Source organism: Stenotrophomonas sp. T8, assembly GCF_051853085.1.
GTDB classification, from domain to species: Bacteria; Pseudomonadota; Gammaproteobacteria; order Xanthomonadales; family Xanthomonadaceae; genus Stenotrophomonas; species Stenotrophomonas sepilia.
Map to the genome: position 1 here is coordinate 3,453,088 of NZ_CP195329.1, position 16,313 is coordinate 3,469,400.

Annotated in this window: 16 protein-coding genes; 9 read left to right on the plus strand and 7 right to left on the minus strand. The window is 66.6% G+C overall.

All coding sequences use genetic code 11. The features are described from left to right. Positions 1–79: 79 nt before the first annotated feature. The 3 genes from ACSDHM_RS15945 to ACSDHM_RS15955 all read right to left on the minus strand — a co-directional run bounded on the left by ACSDHM_RS15945 (position 80) and on the right by ACSDHM_RS15955 (position 2,849). A complete protein-coding gene (locus tag ACSDHM_RS15945) occupies positions 80–769 on the minus strand; it encodes a methionine ABC transporter permease (RefSeq protein WP_065196496.1) in 690 nt (229 codons plus the stop codon). After that, positions 766–1,773, minus strand: coding sequence for a methionine ABC transporter ATP-binding protein (locus ACSDHM_RS15950; protein ID WP_072167209.1), 1,008 nt, complete (start codon positions 1,771–1,773; stop codon positions 766–768). Before ACSDHM_RS15950 ends, ACSDHM_RS15945 begins: the two co-directional genes overlap by 4 nt. Positions 1,774–1,952: 179 nt before the next feature. After that, on the minus strand, positions 1,953–2,849 hold the full coding sequence (locus tag ACSDHM_RS15955; protein ID WP_019660712.1) for a DMT family transporter: 897 nt from the start codon (positions 2,847–2,849) through the stop codon (positions 1,953–1,955). A 151-nt stretch (positions 2,850–3,000) separates the two neighbouring features. Between ACSDHM_RS15955 and ACSDHM_RS15960 the strand changes: the two genes are divergently transcribed. The 3 genes from ACSDHM_RS15960 to ACSDHM_RS15970 all read left to right on the plus strand — a co-directional run bounded on the left by ACSDHM_RS15960 (position 3,001) and on the right by ACSDHM_RS15970 (position 4,950). Beyond that, complete coding sequence (locus ACSDHM_RS15960) at positions 3,001–3,483, plus strand: YajQ family cyclic di-GMP-binding protein (RefSeq protein ID WP_005419468.1); 483 nt, start codon at positions 3,001–3,003, stop codon at positions 3,481–3,483. Positions 3,484–3,583: 100 nt separating this feature from the next. Further along, positions 3,584–4,150 (plus strand): DUF1415 domain-containing protein, encoded by a 567-nt coding sequence (locus tag ACSDHM_RS15965; RefSeq protein WP_061479870.1) that lies wholly within the window; start codon positions 3,584–3,586, stop codon positions 4,148–4,150. Further along, on the plus strand, positions 4,147–4,950 hold the full coding sequence (locus ACSDHM_RS15970; RefSeq protein ID WP_111096771.1) for an SDR family oxidoreductase: 804 nt from the start codon (positions 4,147–4,149) through the stop codon (positions 4,948–4,950). Before ACSDHM_RS15965 ends, ACSDHM_RS15970 begins: the two co-directional genes overlap by 4 nt. A 103-nt stretch (positions 4,951–5,053) precedes the next feature. Here the strand turns inward: ACSDHM_RS15970 and ACSDHM_RS15975 are convergent, their stop codons facing one another. Beyond that, positions 5,054–7,084 (minus strand): M3 family metallopeptidase, encoded by a 2,031-nt coding sequence (locus ACSDHM_RS15975; RefSeq protein WP_072167211.1) that lies wholly within the window; start codon positions 7,082–7,084, stop codon positions 5,054–5,056. 165 nt (positions 7,085–7,249) lie between these two features. On the opposite strand from ACSDHM_RS15975, the gene ACSDHM_RS15980 reads away from it, so the two are divergent. Then, entirely contained in the window at positions 7,250–7,654 is a 405-nt protein-coding gene (locus ACSDHM_RS15980; protein ID WP_005419475.1) for a hypothetical protein, read from the plus strand. Between the two features lie 47 nt (positions 7,655–7,701). Here ACSDHM_RS15980 and ACSDHM_RS15985 read toward each other — a convergent pair whose 3' ends face one another. Further along, positions 7,702–8,814, minus strand: a complete 1,113-nt coding sequence (locus ACSDHM_RS15985; RefSeq protein WP_072167212.1) for a PLP-dependent cysteine synthase family protein — start codon at positions 8,812–8,814, stop codon at positions 7,702–7,704. A 125-nt stretch (positions 8,815–8,939) separates the two neighbouring features. On the opposite strand from ACSDHM_RS15985, the gene gloA reads away from it, so the two are divergent. Together gloA and ACSDHM_RS15995 are read left to right on the plus strand one after the other, a co-directional pair. After that, positions 8,940–9,458 carry a lactoylglutathione lyase gene (gloA, locus tag ACSDHM_RS15990; RefSeq protein WP_033834977.1) on the plus strand — a complete coding sequence of 173 codons (519 nt, stop codon included), beginning with the start codon at positions 8,940–8,942 and terminating at the stop codon, positions 9,456–9,458. A gap of 95 nt (positions 9,459–9,553) precedes the next feature. After that, positions 9,554–9,982, plus strand: a complete 429-nt coding sequence (locus ACSDHM_RS15995; RefSeq protein ID WP_019660719.1) for a VOC family protein — start codon at positions 9,554–9,556, stop codon at positions 9,980–9,982. Between the two features lie 67 nt (positions 9,983–10,049). On the opposite strand, the gene ACSDHM_RS16000 is transcribed toward ACSDHM_RS15995, so the two are convergent. Together ACSDHM_RS16000 and glmS are read right to left on the minus strand one after the other, a co-directional pair. Next, positions 10,050–10,481 (minus strand): CBS domain-containing protein, encoded by a 432-nt coding sequence (locus ACSDHM_RS16000; protein ID WP_005411115.1) that lies wholly within the window; start codon positions 10,479–10,481, stop codon positions 10,050–10,052. 447 nt (positions 10,482–10,928) lie between these two features. After that, the gene (gene glmS / locus ACSDHM_RS16005) at positions 10,929–12,767 is read right to left on the minus strand and encodes a glutamine--fructose-6-phosphate transaminase (isomerizing) (protein WP_072167214.1); all 1,839 of its coding nucleotides are present in this window, start codon (positions 12,765–12,767) and stop codon (positions 10,929–10,931) included. 203 nt (positions 12,768–12,970) lie between these two features. On the opposite strand from glmS, the gene ACSDHM_RS16010 reads away from it, so the two are divergent. Genes ACSDHM_RS16010 through ACSDHM_RS16020 form a run of 3 tightly spaced genes read left to right on the plus strand, consistent with a single transcriptional unit; the run spans position 12,971 to position 16,308 of the window. Beyond that, positions 12,971–14,248 (plus strand): efflux RND transporter periplasmic adaptor subunit, encoded by a 1,278-nt coding sequence (locus ACSDHM_RS16010; RefSeq protein ID WP_072167215.1) that lies wholly within the window; start codon positions 12,971–12,973, stop codon positions 14,246–14,248. Positions 14,249–14,276: 28 nt separating this feature from the next. Beyond that, positions 14,277–14,999: an ABC transporter ATP-binding protein gene (locus ACSDHM_RS16015; RefSeq protein WP_439426383.1), complete on the plus strand. Its 723-nt coding sequence runs from the start codon at positions 14,277–14,279 to the stop codon at positions 14,997–14,999. A gap of 10 nt (positions 15,000–15,009) precedes the next feature. Further along, positions 15,010–16,308 carry an ABC transporter permease gene (locus ACSDHM_RS16020; protein WP_072167216.1) on the plus strand — a complete coding sequence of 433 codons (1,299 nt, stop codon included), beginning with the start codon at positions 15,010–15,012 and terminating at the stop codon, positions 16,306–16,308. Positions 16,309–16,313: the final 5 nt, after the last annotated feature.

Sequence of the window (16,313 nt, forward strand, 5' to 3'; positions counted from 1 at the left end):
GCCGGCCAGCGGCCGGCACTACCGTTTCCAGGCAATGGGGTAGAGCCGGCCGCTGGCCGGCTACCGGCAGGCGTAGCGGTTACTTGCGGCTGTAATGCGCGACCAGGCGGTCGCCGAGCATCTGCAGCAGCTGCACCAGGACCAGCAGCAGGACCACGGTGACCAGGGCCACGTCGGTGTGCGAACGCTGGTAGCCATCGCGGAACGCCAGGTCGCCGAGGCCGCCGGAACCGATCGCACCGCCCATCGCAGTGAAGCCGATCAGGGCCACGGTGGTGACGGTGGCACCGGCGATCAGGCCGGGGCGCGCTTCCGGCAGCAGCACGCGGGTCACCAGCTGCCAGGTGGTGGCGCCCATCGCCTGGGTCGCCTCGATGACGCCTCGATCCACTTCGCGCAGCGCGGTCTCGACCAGGCGCGCATAGAACGGCGCTGCGCCGATCACCAGCGGCACGATCGCGCCGCGCACGCCCAGCGAGGTTCCCATCAGGAACAACGTGACCGGAATCAGCACGATCATCAGGATGATGAAAGGCACCGAGCGCAGCAGGTTCACCACCAGTGCCAGCGCGCCATAGGCGAACGGCCTCCGCTTCATCTGTGGCGCGCCGAACAGGTACAGCAGCACGCCCAGCGGCAGGCCGATGGCCAGCGTCAGCGGCAGCGAACCGAGCAGCATCAGCAGCGTGTCGAGGGTGGCCTGGCCGATGTCGGCCCACTTGCCCGCATCCAGGTGACGGAAGAAGCCGCCAGCAGCAGCAATGATCATCGACGCAGCTCCTCGACGTGCACGCCGGCGGCCACGAAGGCAGCCTGCGCGGCGGACTGGTCGCCGCCCACCAGGGCGACCACCAGCTGGCCATACGGGGTGTCCTTGATCCGGTCGATACGGCCGGACAGGATGTTGTAGTCGACCCCGGTCTGCCGCGCGACGCTGCCGAGCAGGGGTTCGTAGGTGTCGCCACCGAGGAAGGTCAGGCGCACGATACGGCCGCCAACGGCATCGAAATCACGGTGCAGCGCGCCCTCGTCCACATGCTCCGACTCGCTGACGAACCGGCGCGTGGTCGGATGCTGCGGGTGCAGGAACACCCGGGTGACCGGACCGGTTTCGACCATCTGGCCGGCATCGAGCACCGCAACGCGGTCGCAGACACGGCGGATCACGTCCATCTCGTGGGTGATCAGCACGACGGTCAGGCCGAGCTCGCGATTGATCTTCGACAGCAGTGACAGCACCGAAGCAGTGGTCTGCGGGTCGAGCGCACTGGTGGCCTCGTCGCACAGCAGGATCTGCGGACGGGTCGCCAGCGCGCGGGCGATGCCGACGCGCTGCTTCTGGCCACCGGACAGCTGCGCCGGATACTTCTGCGCATGCGCTTCCAGGCCCACGGTCTGCAGCAGCTCGGCCACACGCGCGTCGATTTCCGCCTTCGGCGTGCCGGCCAGTTCCAGCGGAAAGGCGACATTGCCCGCCACCGTGCGCGACGACAGCAGATTGAAATGCTGGAAGATCATGCCGATGCGCCGGCGCAGCGCGCGCAGGCCGTCGGCGTCCAGCGCGGTGACATCCTCACCACCAATCAGCAGCCGGCCACCGCTGGGTTCTTCCAGGCGGTTGATCATGCGGATCAGGGTCGACTTGCCGGCGCCGGAATGGCCGATGATGCCGAAAACCTCACCGGCCTCGATGGTCAGGTCCAACGGTTGCAGCGCGCTGATCTCGCGGCCGGCAACGGCATAGGATTTGTGCAGGCGCTGGAACTCGATCACGGGCGTGGCTCACCGGCTGGGTGACGGAAGGGGGCGTGCAGCCTACCAGCGCAGGCGGTCGCGCGCCCGCGCCATGGGCCAGAATGTTATTCCTTTTGGTTCTAACGTACCTGCTCCGGCGCGGGTTCCGGGGTCGGATCCCCGCAGGGGCTCTGACCCCGCTTCCCGGCCAAACCGGTTCAGGGATGATCCAGCGGCTTCGGCGGCTCCTGCCTGTTCACCCGCTCGCGGTGCAGCAGGTAAAGCCCCGAAGCCACGATGATTGCCGCGCCCACCCAGGTATAGCCATCGGGCAGCTGGCCCCAGAAGGCCAGGTCCCAACCGATCACCCAGACCAGCCCGCTGTACTCCAACGGCGCGATCATCGAGGCCTCGCCCAGCTGGAAGGCCCTGGTCAGGGCGATCTGGCCCAGCGCCCCGGCCAGGCCCATGCCACCGATCAGCGGCGCATGTGCCAGCTGCAGTGGCACCCAGCCGGGAAGGGCCAGCAGCCCGGCACCGATGGCCATGATCACCAGGAACCAGACCACCATCGACTGCGAAGTATCTGTGCGGGTCAACAGGCTGACCGTGATCGCGGCTACGGCATAGGCAGTGGCCGCGGCCAGCACCATCAGCCCCGGCACCGAGATGAAGCCATCGACGCCCGGCCGCAGCACCACCAGCACACCGACCAGGCCAATCCCGATGGCGACCCAGCGCCGTGGCCCGACCCGCTCGCCCAGCAGCGGCACCGACAATGCGGCGATCAGCAGCGGGGCAACGAAATAGATGGTGTAGGCAGTGGACAGCGGCAGGTCGCGCAGGGCGAACACGAAGCAGCCGATCATCGCCATGCCCAGCGCACCACGCAGCAGGTGCAGCCCCCAGCGGCGCGGCACCAGTGAACGCGGCCCGGCGCTGGCCAGCACCCAGACCAGCACGAACGGCAACGAGGCCGCGCCGCGCAGGAAGGTTACTTCCAGGGTGGGGTAGCTGGCCGACAGCTGCTTCATGCCAGCATCCATCAGCGAGAAGCAGGCGACCGCAGCGACCATCCAGGCCACTGCGCGCGAGGGGGAGCGTTGCACGTTCATGGCCCATTATCGCCGACCGCACGGGATTGTAGAGTCGAGCCATGCTCGACTGCCTTGTGAAGAGCAGTCGAGCATGGCTCGGTTCTACAAAGGGCGGGCATGGGGCCCTCGCGATAGAATGGCGGCCACTGAATCCTGCGGAGCATCGCCCATGCCTTCCTTCGACGTCGTGTCTGAAGTCGACACCCACGAACTGACCAACGCCATCGACCAGGCCAACCGCGAACTGGCCACCCGCTTCGATTTCAAGGGCGTGGATGCCAAGTTCGAACGCGATGGCGATGTGATCAACCAGTTCGCGCCGACCGAGTTCCAGCTCAAGCAGATGAACGACATCCTGCGTGCACGCCTGGCCGCGCGCGGCATCGATGTGCTCAGCCTCGAATTCGGCGACATCGAGACCAACCTGGCCCAGGCCCGGCAGAAGATCACCGTCAAGCAGGGCATCGAGCAGAAGATCGCCAAGAAGATCGCCGCTGCGCTGAAGGAGGCCAAGCTGAAGGTTGAAAGCCAGATCAATGGCGACAAGCTGCGCGTGCAGGGCAAGAAGCGTGATGACCTGCAGGACGCCATCGCCGTGCTCAAGGCCGGCAAGTTCGAGCTGCCGCTGCAGTTCAACAATTTCCGCGATTGATCTGGCCGCCGGGCATGGCCCGGCGCCGGCACCTGCGGTAAGACGGCGCGTTGCAAGCGACGCGCCTACAATGTCCGCCCCGCCAGCCGACGTGCCCGCCATGACCGACGCCCAACTGCCCACCGAGGACCCGATCGCCGCCACCCGCCTGTGGCTGGAACGCATCGTCATCGGCCTGAACCTGTGCCCGTTCGCCAAGGCGGTCTACGTGAAGGACCAGGTCCGCATCGTGCTCAGCGATGCGACCACGACGGAAGCCCTGGTTGAGCAGCTGGCCGAGGAACTGGTCCTGCTGCGCGATACGCCGGCCGAGCAGATCGATACCACGCTGATCGTGCATCCGCAGGTGCTGACCGACTTCCTCGACTACAATGACTTCCTCGACAACGCAGACGCGGCGATCGAGGCGCTGGACCTGCAGGGCATCCTGCAGGTGGCCAGCTTCCACCCCGACTACCAGTTCGACGGCGTGGCCGCGGACGACGCCAGCAACTACACCAATCGCGCGCCCTTCCCCACCCTGCACCTGCTGCGCGAAGACAGCGTTGCGCGCGCGGTGGACGTCTATCCGGATCCGGACGTGATCGTCGAGCGCAACATCCAGACCCTGGACCGCATCGGCGTGGACGGCTGGCATCGCCGCCTGCGTGGCGAAGACCTGTCGTGAGCACGGTGCCGCCGATTGCCGCTTGGCCGGCCGCGCCGCTGTCGGGCAAGGTGGTGCTGGTCACCGGCGGCGCCAACGGCATCGGCCGTGGCATCGCGCAGGCCGTGCTCGGCGCCGGTGGCCGCGTGCTGATCGGCGACCTCGACGTGGAGGCCGGCGAGGCGTGCCTGGCGGAATGGCAGCGTGGTGAGGATGCCGTGTTCCAGCGCCTGGACATCACCGACGAAGCCAGCGTGCGCGCCTTCATCGCCGTGGCCCTGCAGCGTTTCGGCCGCATCGACGGGCTGGTCAACAACGCGGGGATTGCCAGCCCGCACGGCACGCTGCTGCAGGACATGGACTGGGACGAGTGGCAGCGCCGGCTGTCTTCGCTGCACGGCGCGTTCCTGTGCAGCAAGCATGCGTTGCCGGCGCTGACCGCCAGCGCCGCCGGTGCGATCATCAACATCGCCTCGACCCGCGCCTGGCAATCCGAAGCACACAGCGAAGCCTATGCCGCAGCCAAGGGCGGACTGGTGGCGTTCACCCATGCGCTGGCGATCAGCAGCGGCCCGGCGGTGCGGGTGAACAGCATCAGTCCCGGCTGGATCGGCACCTGCGAGTGGCAGGCACCCTCACGCCGACACGCACCGGAGTATTCGGCCACCGACCATGCGCAACACCCGGTCGGCCGCGTCGGCCAGCCGGAGGACATCGGTGCGTTGGCCGTGTACCTGCTGTCATCACTGTCCGGTTTCAGCACCGGCCAGGATTTCATCGTCGACGGCGGCATGACCCGGAAGATGATCTACGCCGAATGACCCACCACCGGTAGTGCCGGCCGCTGGCCGGCATTCCGGTAGATCCACGCCATGCGTGGATGGCGGTGAAGTGCCAACCAAGGTTGGCACCCACCACCATGGATTACGCCATGCCCGAGTGGCGCAGCAGCGCATCGATCTGCGGCGCACGGCCGCGGAAGGCCTTGAAGTTGTCCGCCGCCGGGCGGCTGCCACCGCGCGACAGGATCTCATCACGGAAGCGTGCGCCGGTTTCAGCCAGTGCCTGCGGCGCTTCCTCGAAGGCGGCATAGGCGTCGGCGCTGAGTACCTCGGCCCACTTGTAGCTGTAGTAACCCGCGGCGTAACCGCCCGCAAAGATGTGGCTGAACTGGTGCGGGAAGCGGTTCCAGGCCGGCGGGTGGTTCACCGCCACTTCCGCGCGCACGCGGTCGAGCAGCGCCAGCACGCTGTCCTGCGCTGGTTCGAACTGGCTGTGCAGCAGCATGTCGAACAGGCCGAACTCCAGCTGGCGGACGGTGGCCATGCCGCTGTGGAAGTTGCGCGCGGCCAGCATGCGCTCGTACAGCGCGCGCGGCAGCGGCTCGCCACTGTCCACATGCGCGGTCATCGCCTGCAGGTGGTCCCATTCCCAGCAGAAGTTCTCCATGAACTGGCTGGGCAGCTCCACCGCATCCCATTCCACGCCGTTGATGCCAGCCACGCCCAGTTCGCTGATGCGGGTCAGCAGCTGGTGCAGGCCGTGGCCCATCTCATGGAACAGCGTGGTCACTTCGTTGTGGCTGAAGGTGGCCGGCTTGCCGTTGGCACCGCGGCCGAAGTTGCACACCAGGTAGACCAGCGGCGTCTGCACGCTGCCGTCGGTGCGCACGCGACGGTTGCGGCAATCATCCATCCACGCCCCGCCGCGCTTGCCCTCGCGGGCGTACAGGTCCAGGTAGAACTGGCCAACCAGCGCGCCCTGCGCATCGACCAACCGGAAGAAGCGCACATCCTCGTGCCACACCGGCGCGCTGTCCTCCTGCACGCGCAGGCCGTACAGCTGCTCGATCACTGAGAACAGGCCACCCAGTACCTTCGGCTCGGTGAAATACTGCTTCACCTCCTGCTCGGAATAGCTGTAACGCGCCTGCTTCAGGCGGTCGGCGGCGAAGGCCAGGTCCCAGGCCTGCAGGCTGTCGATGCCGAGCTGTTCGCGCGCGAACTGCTCCAGCTCGGCGCGGTCCCTGGCAGCGAACGGCTTGGCACGCGCGGCCAGGTCACGCAGGAAACCGAGCACTTCGGCCGGGTCCTGCGCCATCTTGGTCGCCACCGAGTAATGGCCGTACGAATCGAAGCCGAGCAACGCAGCCAGTTCGGCGCGCAGGGCAAGGATGCGGTCGATGTTGCCGCTGTTGTCCAGTGCGTCATCGCCGAATTCGGACGCACGCTGGGCGCTGGCGCGGTACAGGATCTCGCGCAGGTCGCGGTCCTCGCCCCAGGTCTGCACCGGCAGGTAGCACGGCATCTGCAGGGTCAGTTTCCAGCCGGCCTTGCCGTCCTTCTGTGCTGCGGCATGCGCGGCGGCCTTCACGTCTTCCGGCAGGCCCTTCAGCCGCGCTTCGTCTTCGATGAACAGCGACCAGGCATCGGTAGCGTCGAGCACGTTCTGCGAGAACTTCGCCGACAGCGCCGACAGTTCTTCCTTGATCGCAGCAAAACGCTGCTGCGCCTCGGGCGCCAGCTCGGCGCCGCCCAGGCGGAAGTCGCGCAGGGTGTTGTCCAGCACCTTGCGCTGGGCTTCATCGAAATGCGCCGCCTCCGGGCTGGCGGCCAGCGCCTGGTACTGGCGGTAAAGCGCTAGGTTCTGCCCCAGCGCACTGGCGAAGCGGGTCACCCGCGGCAGGTTGCTGTTGTAGGCCTCGCGCAGCTCCGGGGTGTTGACCACGCCCTGCAGGTGGCCGACCAGGCCCCAGGCGCGCCACAGGCGCTCGGTGGCATCGTCCAGCGGGGTCACGAAGGTCTGCCAGGTGACCGGCTGCACCTGCTCGGCTGCGCTGACGGCGGCTGCGGCCTCGGCCAACAGCACATCCAGCGCCGGCGCCACGTGCTCGGGGCGGATCGCCTCGAAGCGCGGCAGGCCGGAAAAATCGAGCAGGGGGTTGGCAACGGTCACGGCAGGTCTCCAGGGTACGGGCCCGGCAGGCGGGCAGCCCGGTAGATATGGCGCTGCCAGGCATCGCTGACAAGGGGGCACGGCATTCACATCGGCCTTACGCATGCCCCCCGAAGCTCAGGGTGCGGGGGAGTCCGCAGCGGCACGTACCGAACGAGGCCCCACATGGAAGGTCTGGCTGCAGTTGCATCCGCCTCACCGGCGCGGTCGCTGGCACTGTCTGCCAGCGCGGCCGAACTGGCCTGGATCGCCGCGCTGTGCGATGCCGGCGACGACGCCCCGCGCCACCTGCAGCAGTTGCAGGCGGTGCTGCAGCAGGGCGGCACGTTCAATGAAAGCCAGGAGTGGTACCCGTTCGAAGTGGTCGAGCGCGGCGCCAGCCAGCTGCAGCTGGGCCATGAGCGCGAGTTCGTGATCTGCGTGCTGCTGTGGTTGCAGGCATTGGCCCAGGGCCGCGCCAGCATCCTGGATCCCACCCTGCACCTGGATGACCGTGCGATGGACATCGAGGCGTTGCCTGATGCGCTTCGCGACGCGGTGCTCGACGCGTTCACCGCAGCGGGGTACTGAGACACCGTCGCGGACGCCAGCATGGCCCGGCGCGAGCTTCGTCCGTGCTACAGCGCTTCCAGGCTGCACCATGGCAGCTCGGGCAAGCCCTGCCCGGCCACCGCAGCGGCCAGCTGTGCATCGGCGCCATCGACATCGATGCCCTGGCGCGCGTACCACGCCGGGTCGTAATAGCTCTGCGCATAGCGCTCGCCGCTGTCGCACAGGATGCTGACGATGCTGCCCTGGTGGCCCGCCTCGCGCATCCATTGCGCGGCCTGCAGCACGCCGATGAAGTTGGTGCCGGTCGAGCCACCGACACGGCGGCCGAGCTGGCGGCTGACATGGCGCATCGCGGCCAGGCTCAGTGCGTCGGGTACCTTGACCATCGCATCGACGCTGGTCGGGATGAAGCTCGGTTCCACCCGTGGCCGGCCGATGCCTTCCACGCGCGAACCACCACTGCAGGTCAGGTCGCGCCAGTCCTGTTCACCGGCCACGGCGGCCCGGTAACCGTCGAAGAACACCGACACTTCCGGGTCCGCGCACAGGATGCGGGTGTCGTGGCGGCGGTAGCTGACATAGCGGCCCAGGGTGGCGGCGGTACCGCCGGTGCCGGGGCTGCACACGATCCATTCCGGAACCGGGCTGGGCTCTTCGGCCATCTGCTTGAAGATGGACTCGGCGATGTTGTTGTTGGCACGCCAGTCGGTCGCGCGCTCAGCGTAGGTGAACTGGTCCATGAAGTGGCCACCGGTTTCACGGGCCAGCTTTTCCGAATCACAGTTGAGGTCGCAGGCGCGTTCGACAAGATGGCAGCGGCCGCCTTGGAACTCGATCGCGGCGATCTTTTCAGGCGAGGTGGTGGCCGGGATCACTGCAATGAACGGCAGGCCGAGCAGGCGCGCGAAATAGGCTTCGGACACCGCCGTCGAGCCGCTGGACGCCTCGATCACCGGTCGCCCTTCGCGCAGCCAGCCATTGGCCAGCGCATACAGGAACAGCGAGCGCGCCAGCCGGTGCTTGAGGCTGCCGGTGGGATGGCTCGACTCATCCTTCAGGTACACATCGATGCCATCGAACCCGGGCAGCGCCAGCGGGATCAGGTGGGTATCGGCGGAGCGGTTGAAATCGGCTTCAATCTTGCGGATGGCGGCGGCCACCCATTCACGCTGCGACATGGCGGGCAATCGTTGTCAGGACGGAACGGTGCGATCCGGCCATTGTACGTCGCGGTACCGTCAGGTGCTGGCCGGTAGAATGCCCCCATCCGGCCGGCAACGGCCCTGTCTGAAGGACCTCCCCCATGACCATTCCCGCCCTGCGCGATGTCCCCGGCGTCGCCGCCCAGGCCCCGGCCGAAACCACCGGCTTCGTGTTCAACCACACCATGCTGCGGGTGAAGGACATCACCGCCTCGCTGGACTTCTACACCCGCGTGCTCGGCTACCAGCTGATCGACAAGCGCGACTTTCCCGAAGCCCAGTTCAGCCTGTACTTCCTGGCCTACGTCCCAGCTGGCGTGGCGGTTCCGGAAGATGACAGCCAGCGCCGCCTGTGGATGGCCGGCCTGCCGGGCGTGCTGGAACTGACCCACAACCACGGCACCGAGAGCCAGGACGGCGCGGTCTACCACGACGGCAACAGCGACCCGCGCGGCTTCGGCCACATCTGCGTGTCGGTGCCGGACATCGAGGCGGCCTGCCAGCGCTTCGAGGACCTCGGGGTAACCTTCCAGAAGCGCCTGACCGACGGCCGCATGAAGAACCTGGCCTTCATCAAGGACCCGGACGGCTACTGGGTCGAGATCATCGCCAACGTCTGACCCCGAAAAGGGGACGGAGGGGATTAAGCCGTTTCTGGCACTATTGTGCTGGAAGCGACTTAATCCCCTCCGTCCCCTTTTTCTGTGAGGTTCGTATGGAAACGATGGAACTGCACCGTGGCCGCCTGATCGACCACATCCAGCTGGTGGTGCGTGACCTGGCCGCCAGCCGCCGCTTCTACCAGGCAGTGTTCGATACGATCGGCATCCCACTGGGCGGCGAAGGGCCAGACTTCTTCTGGGCCGACGAGCTGTTCATTTCCAGCGCCAGCAGCCGTGCCGCCGCCGGCCAGTTGACCGGCCGCCACCATCTCGCCTTCCAGGCGCGCGACAGCGCAACTGTTGATGCCTTCCACACTGCCGCGATCGCCGCCGGCGGTACCGACAATGGCGCGCCAGGCGAACGCCCCTACCACCCGGGCTACTACGGCGCCTTCGTGCTCGACCCCGATGGCAACAACATCGAAGTGGTCTATCACGGGCCGGCGAACTACAGCGCCGATTCGGTGAAGGTCACTTTCTGATATCACCGGCGCCGTGAATGAAGAAGCCGGGCAATGCCCGGCTTCTCTGCTTCCAGCGCTGCGGCCCTCAGTGGGCGGCCATGTAGATGTCCTGCAGCACGGCCTTTTCCAGTTCCAGCTCGCCCAGCAGGTTCTTCACGATATCGCCCAGGCTGAGGATGCCGACCAGGCGGGTGCCTTCGGTGACCATCAGGTGACGGCGCCGCGAGTACGTCATCAACGACATGGCCTGTTTCAGCGTGGCTTCCGGCGCAATGCCCTCCAGACCGGTGGACGGCAGGCTGGAAATCACCCGGCGGCCGGCCTGCGGGCCGTCGTCGGCCAGGGTGCGCACGATGTCCTTCTCGGAAATGATGCCGACCGGGGCATCGTCCTTCATCACCACCAGCGCAGCGATCCTGTTCGCGCTCATCTTGTGGGCGGCGGCACCGATCGTGTCTTCGGCATCGATGGTGATGACAGCTTCTTTCTTGGATTGCAGGAGTTCGCGGACGTTCATTCTTGTTTCCTGGTGCAGGTCACTGAAGTCAAAAAAGTGTGCTCTTCCGATACGCCCCCTCCCCGGGAACAGACCTTTCAGCGCACGTCTGGCGCACCCGTCTGCCGCTTGGAATCACTCGGCAGACGATGTGCTGCAACGCGAACGAGGCGGGTTCAATCGCTCAACCCTAACCTCGGCCAGATCGATTCTACGACTGCGACCCTCGGTCACTACCGGCATCGATAGGACAGTTCGTCGTGGGAACCAACTGACGATCCAGAGAATGGCACCGCGGCTGAAACCGCCGCTGAATACAGGCGGCTTCGCGCATTAAAGAATGATTGCCTGCTGCCGACGACGGACAGAACGCCCGGCAGCTGTCCCACTTCGCACTGCGTCCGGCACAAACGAAAGGGGCCTCGCAGGCCCCTTTCGCATGCAGCATCCCACAACTCCGGGAATGCCTTACTCCACCGTCACGCTCTTGGCCAGGTTGCGCGGCTTGTCCACGTCGGTGCCGCGTGCCAGCGCGGTGTGGTAGGCCAGCAGCTGCACCGGGATGGTGTGCACGATCGGGCTGAGCACGCCGGCATGGCGCGGCGTGCGGATCACATGTACGCCTTCGGACTCATTGAAGTTGCTGTCCTGGTCGGCGAACACGAACAGCTCGCCACCACGCGCACGCACTTCCTGCATGTTCGACTTCACCTTCTCCAGCAGGCTGTCGTTCGGCGCGATCACCACCACCGGCATGTCCTCGTCCACCAGCGCCAGCGGACCATGCTTCAGCTCACCGGCCGGGTAGGCCTCGGCGTGGATGTAGGAGATTTCCTTGAGCTTGAGCGCGCCTTCCAGCGCGATCGGGTAATGCAGGCCGCGGCCCAGGAACAATGCGCTGCTCTTGCGCGCGAAACGCTCGGCCCAGGCGGCGATCTGTGGCTCCATGTTCAGGGCGTGCTGCACGCTGCCCGGCAGGAAGCGCAGCTGCTCCAGGTAGTCCGCTTCCTGCGCCGCGTCGATGCGGCCATGCAGCTTGCCCAGCACCACGGTCAGCTGGAACAGTGCGGCCAGCTGGGTGGTGAAGGCCTTGGTCGAGGCCACGCCGATCTCGGCGCCGGCGCGGGTGTAGCAGACCAGTTCGCTGGCGCGCGGGATCGCACTTTCCGGCACGTTGCAGATCGACAGCGTGTGCTGGTGGCCCAACGATTTGGCGTACTTCAGCGCTTCCATCGTATCCAGCGTTTCGCCGGACTGCGAGATGGTCACGATCAGATGCTTGGGGTTCGCGTAGGCCGCGCGATAGCGGTACTCGCTGGCGATCTCCACGCTGCACGGCAGGCCGGCGATGGCTTCGATCCAGTAGCGCGCGGTCAGGCCGGCGTAGTAGCTGGTTCCGCAGGCAATGATCTGCACGCCTTCGATGCCCGACAGCACCGCTTCGGCGTTCTTGCCGAACAGCCCGGCCGGGAAACCACCGGCATCGATCGCCGCCTCGATGGTGTCGCCCAGCGCGCGCGGCTGCTCGTGGATTTCCTTCTGCATGAAGTGGCGGTACGGGCCCAGCTCCAGCGATGCCAGCGATACGTCGGACAGATGCACGTCGCGCTCGACCGGCTGGTCGTGCTCGTCGAAGACGCGCACGCCATCGCGGCGGATCTCGGCGGTGTCGCCCTCTTCCAGGAAGATCACCTTGCGGGTGGCCGAGATCACCGCCGAGACATCCGAAGCGACGAAGTTCTCGCCCTCGCCCAGGCCGACCAGCAGCGGGCAGCCCATGCGCGCGCAGACGAAGCGCTCCGGCTCGGCGCGGCTGACCACGGCCAGCGCATAGGCACCGGTCAGTTCCTTCACCGTGTGCTGCAGTGCCACCAGCAGATCGTCGCCATCCTTCAGATGATGATGGATCAGGTGCGCGATGACTTCGGTATCGGTCTGCGATTCAAACGTGTAGCCCAGCGCGCGCAGCTTCTCGCGCTGCTCTTCGTGGTTCTCGATGATGCCGTTGTGCACCAGGGCCACACCGTGGCTGATGTGCGGATGTGCATTGGCCTCGGTGACACCGCCGTGGGTGGCCCAGCGGGTGTGGCCGATGCCCAGCACCGCATTGAAGCCCTCAGTCTCGGCCGCCATGGCCATTTCCGACACGCGGCCGGTACGACGCACCCGGCGGACTTCCGGACGCTCGCTCTGGTCGATCACCGCGATGCCCGAGGAATCGTAGCCACGGTATTCAAGGCGCTTCAGACCCTCGATCAGTACCGGTACTACGTCGCGATCGGCGATTGCACCCACGATTCCACACATGTCACGCGTTTCCTTGAAGACGATTGCCGCATTCTAGCCTGCGTGTCCGGCTTCCCCCTCCTGTCCGCTTAATGAAAGTGTCCGGAAAGGTGTCCGCGGACACCCGGACACTTCCCCGAAAACCCCAACCCCTTGACCTGAAAGGAAATAAAGTTGGCACGCTACGTGCTTGGTATTGGCTACCACCGTCAGGCACGCACCCGATGATCCGCGACACTTCCGCACAGGACCAGATCGTTTCCTCCGCCCCGGCCGGCACCACCCGCGCAAGCTGGCATCGCTACCGCTGGCCGGCGCTGGGCGCCATCGCGCTGCTCGCCGGCATCGGCTGGGCGGTCCATGCCTGGTCCAATGCCAGCCGCTCCTTCGACAGCAGCCGCGTGCGCATCGCCGAGGTGAAGCGGGGCGACCTGGTCCGTGACATCGCTGCCGACGGCCGCGTGATCGCCGCCAACAGCCCGATCCTGTACGCGATCTCGGCCGGTACCGTGGACCTGAAGGTCGTCGCCGGTGACGTGGTCAAGAAGGGCCAGGAGCTGGCGATCATCGACAGCCCGGAACTGCGCAGCAAGCTGGCCCAGGAACAGGCAACGCTGGCCGGCCTGGAAGCCGAGGCCAGCCGCGCCGCGCTGGACGCGACCCTGGCCCGTGCCAAGTCACGCAAGGAAACCGACCAGGCCACCATCGAACGTCAGGCCGCCGACCGCGACCTGCAGCGCTACCAGCGCGGCTACGACGGCGGCGCGGTACCGCAGATCGACCTGGCCAAGGCCAAGGATTCGCTGAAGAAAGCCGACATCGCCCTGGCCAATGCCACCACCGATGCGCGCCTGCAGAGCCAGGGCGCCGACCTGGATGCCCGCAACAAGCGCCTGCTGGCCGACCGCCAGAAAGCGGTGGTGGCCGAAGTGCAGCGCCAGGTCGATGCGCTGACCCTGCGCGCGCCGTTCGATGGCCAGGTCGGCCAGGTGCAGGCCGTGCAGTCCACCAACCTGGCCGCCAACGCGCCGGTGCTGGGCGTTGTCGATCTGTCCAAGTTCGAGGTCGAGATCAAGGTGCCGGAAAGCTTCGCCCGCGACCTGGCGATCGGCATGCCGGCGCAGCTGACCGGCGGCAACGGCCAACCGTTCCCGGGCGAGATCAGCGCGGTGTCGCCGGAAGTGGTCAACGGCGAGGTCAACGCCCGCGTGCGCTTTGCCAGCGCGCAGCCGGAAGGCCTGCGCCAGAGCCAGCGGATGTCGGTGCGCGTGCTGCTCGATACCCGCAAGAACGTGCTGAAGGTCGAGCGCGGCCCGTTCGTCGAACAGGGCAACGGCATGGCCTACGTGATGGATGGCCGCACCGCCGTGCGCCGCCCGGTGGAACTGGGCGTCAGCAGCCTGGGCGAAGTGGAAATCAAGTCGGGTGTGCAGCCGGGCGACCGCATCGTGGTCTCCGGCAGCGACCTGTTCAAGGACGCCGAACGCGTCTCCGTCAACTGATACCTGAATCCTGGAGAGAGGACACCCCATGTACATGCTCGAAATGCGTTCGGTCGCCAAGGTCTTCCGTACCGACCAGGTGGAGACCCACGCGTTGCGCTCACTGGAACTGCAGGTCAAGGAAGGCGAGTTCGTCGCCGTCACCGGCCCGTCCGGTTCCGGCAAGACCACTTTCCTCAACATTGCCGGCCTGCTGGAAACCTTCACCAGCGGTACCTACATGCTGGACGGGCAGGATGTGAGCACGCTGGGCGACGACGCCCGCAGCCGCCTGCGCAACCAGAAGATCGGCTTCATCTTCCAGGGCTTCAACCTGATCCCCGACCTGAACCTGTTCGACAACGTCGACGTGCCGCTGCGCTATCGGAAGATGAGCGCCAACGAGCGCCGAGAGCGCATCGAGAAGGCGCTGACCCAGGTCGGCCTCGGTTCGCGCATGAAGCACTACCCGAACGAGCTGTCCGGCGGCCAGCAGCAGCGCGCGGCCATCGCACGCGCCCTGGCCGGCAGCCCGCGCCTGCTGCTGGCCGACGAACCGACCGGCAACCTGGACACGCAGATGGCGCGCGGCGTGATGGAACTGCTGGAGGAGATCAATGCCGCCGGCACCACCATCGTGATGGTCACCCACGACCCGGAACTGGCCGCGCGTGCGCAGCGCAACGTGCATATCGTCGACGGCCAGGTCACCGACCTTGTGCGCGAGCCGGTACTGGCCACGCCACGCCACATCGTCGCCGTCAACGAGTGAGGGCATTCCCATGTTCGCCTACTACGCCCGATTGGCGGTACGCAGTTTCCGCCGCAACAAGGTCCTGACTGCGCTGATGGTGGTGGCCATCGCCCTCGGCATCGGTGCCTCGATGACCACCCTGACCGTGTTCCACGTGCTGTCCGGCGACCCGATCCCCGGCAAGAGTGACCGGCTGTTCTATGTGCAGCTCGATGCCGCGACCGGCGCCTACGTCGCGGGCGAGGAGCCGGAAACCCAGTTGACCCGCTTCGACGGGGAAGCCCTGCTGCGCGAAGCCAGGGGCGAGCGCCAGGCGCTGATGAGCGGCGGAGGCGGCACCATCGAACCGGACAACAGCACCCTCAAGCCCTTCAGCATCGACACCCGCTGGACCTCGGCCGATTTCTTCCCGATGTTCGAGGTGCCCATGCAGTACGGCCGCCCGTGGACGCGCGAGGACGACGAAGGCCGAGCACGCGTGGTGGTCATCTCCAAGGCGCTCAACGACAAGCTTTACCAGGGCGCCAACAGCGTAGGCCGCGACCTGCGCATGGAAGGCCAGAGCTACCGCATCGTCGGCGTGATGAAGGAGTGGAGCCCGGAGCCGCACTTCTACGACCTGACCACCGGCAGCTACGGCAAGAACGAGGACCTGCTGCTGCCGATTTCCACGTCCTTCGACCTGAAACTGGGCAGCAACGGCAACATGAACTGCTTCGGCGAAAATCCCGACGGCAACAGCTACTCGCTCAATGCGCCGTGCGCGTGGCTGCAGTACTGGGTGGAGATGGACCCGGCCAAGGCCGCCGACTACCGCCGCTACCTGGAGAACTATTCGAGCCAGCAGCGCCAGGCCGGCCGCTTCAAGCACCCGCCGAACGTGCGCCTGCGCACCGTGATGGAATGGCTGGACTTCAACGGCGCGGTGCCCAGCGACGTGCGCCTGCAGCTGTGGCTGGCACTGGGATTCCTGGGGGTCTGCCTGGTCAACACGGTGGGCCTGCTGCTGGCCAAGTTCCTGCGCCGCAGTGGTGAGATCGGCGTGCGCCGCGCACTCGGTGCCAGCCGCGGCCAGATCTTCCTGCAGTGCCTGGTGGAAGCCGGCGCAGTCGGCGTGGTCGGGGGCGTGCTGGGCATCGGCCTGGCCCTGCTGGGCCTGTTCGCGGTGCGCCAGCAACCGGTGGAGTACGCAAAGCTGGCCCACCTGGACGGCAACATGCTGCTGCTCGCGCTGGGCTTGACCCTGTTCGCCAGCCTTGCCGCCGGTTTCCTGCCTGCCTGGCGCGCCATGCAGGTCACTCCGGCCATCCAGCTCAAGTCGCAGTAAGCACC

Bases quoted from the DNA above. Each gene is read 5' to 3' on its own strand.
- ACSDHM_RS15945 (WP_065196496.1), bottom strand. From the start codon at position 769: ATGATCATTGCTGCTGCTGGCGGCTTCTTCCGTCACCTGGATGCGGGC.
- ACSDHM_RS15955 (WP_019660712.1), bottom strand. From the start codon at position 2,849: ATGAACGTGCAACGCTCCCCCTCGCGCGCAGTGGCCTGGATGGTCGCT.
- ACSDHM_RS15960 (WP_005419468.1), top strand. From the start codon at position 3,001: ATGCCTTCCTTCGACGTCGTGTCTGAAGTCGACACCCACGAACTGACC.
- ACSDHM_RS15965 (WP_061479870.1), top strand. From the start codon at position 3,584: ATGACCGACGCCCAACTGCCCACCGAGGACCCGATCGCCGCCACCCGC.
- ACSDHM_RS15980 (WP_005419475.1), top strand. From the start codon at position 7,250: ATGGAAGGTCTGGCTGCAGTTGCATCCGCCTCACCGGCGCGGTCGCTG.
- ACSDHM_RS15985 (WP_072167212.1), bottom strand. From the start codon at position 8,814: ATGTCGCAGCGTGAATGGGTGGCCGCCGCCATCCGCAAGATTGAAGCC.
- gloA (WP_033834977.1), top strand. From the start codon at position 8,940: ATGACCATTCCCGCCCTGCGCGATGTCCCCGGCGTCGCCGCCCAGGCC.
- ACSDHM_RS15995 (WP_019660719.1), top strand. From the start codon at position 9,554: ATGGAAACGATGGAACTGCACCGTGGCCGCCTGATCGACCACATCCAG.
- ACSDHM_RS16000 (WP_005411115.1), bottom strand. From the start codon at position 10,481: ATGAACGTCCGCGAACTCCTGCAATCCAAGAAAGAAGCTGTCATCACC.
- glmS (WP_072167214.1), bottom strand. From the start codon at position 12,767: ATGTGTGGAATCGTGGGTGCAATCGCCGATCGCGACGTAGTACCGGTA.
- ACSDHM_RS16010 (WP_072167215.1), top strand. From the start codon at position 12,971: ATGATCCGCGACACTTCCGCACAGGACCAGATCGTTTCCTCCGCCCCG.
- ACSDHM_RS16015 (WP_439426383.1), top strand. From the start codon at position 14,277: ATGTACATGCTCGAAATGCGTTCGGTCGCCAAGGTCTTCCGTACCGAC.
- ACSDHM_RS16020 (WP_072167216.1), top strand. From the start codon at position 15,010: ATGTTCGCCTACTACGCCCGATTGGCGGTACGCAGTTTCCGCCGCAAC.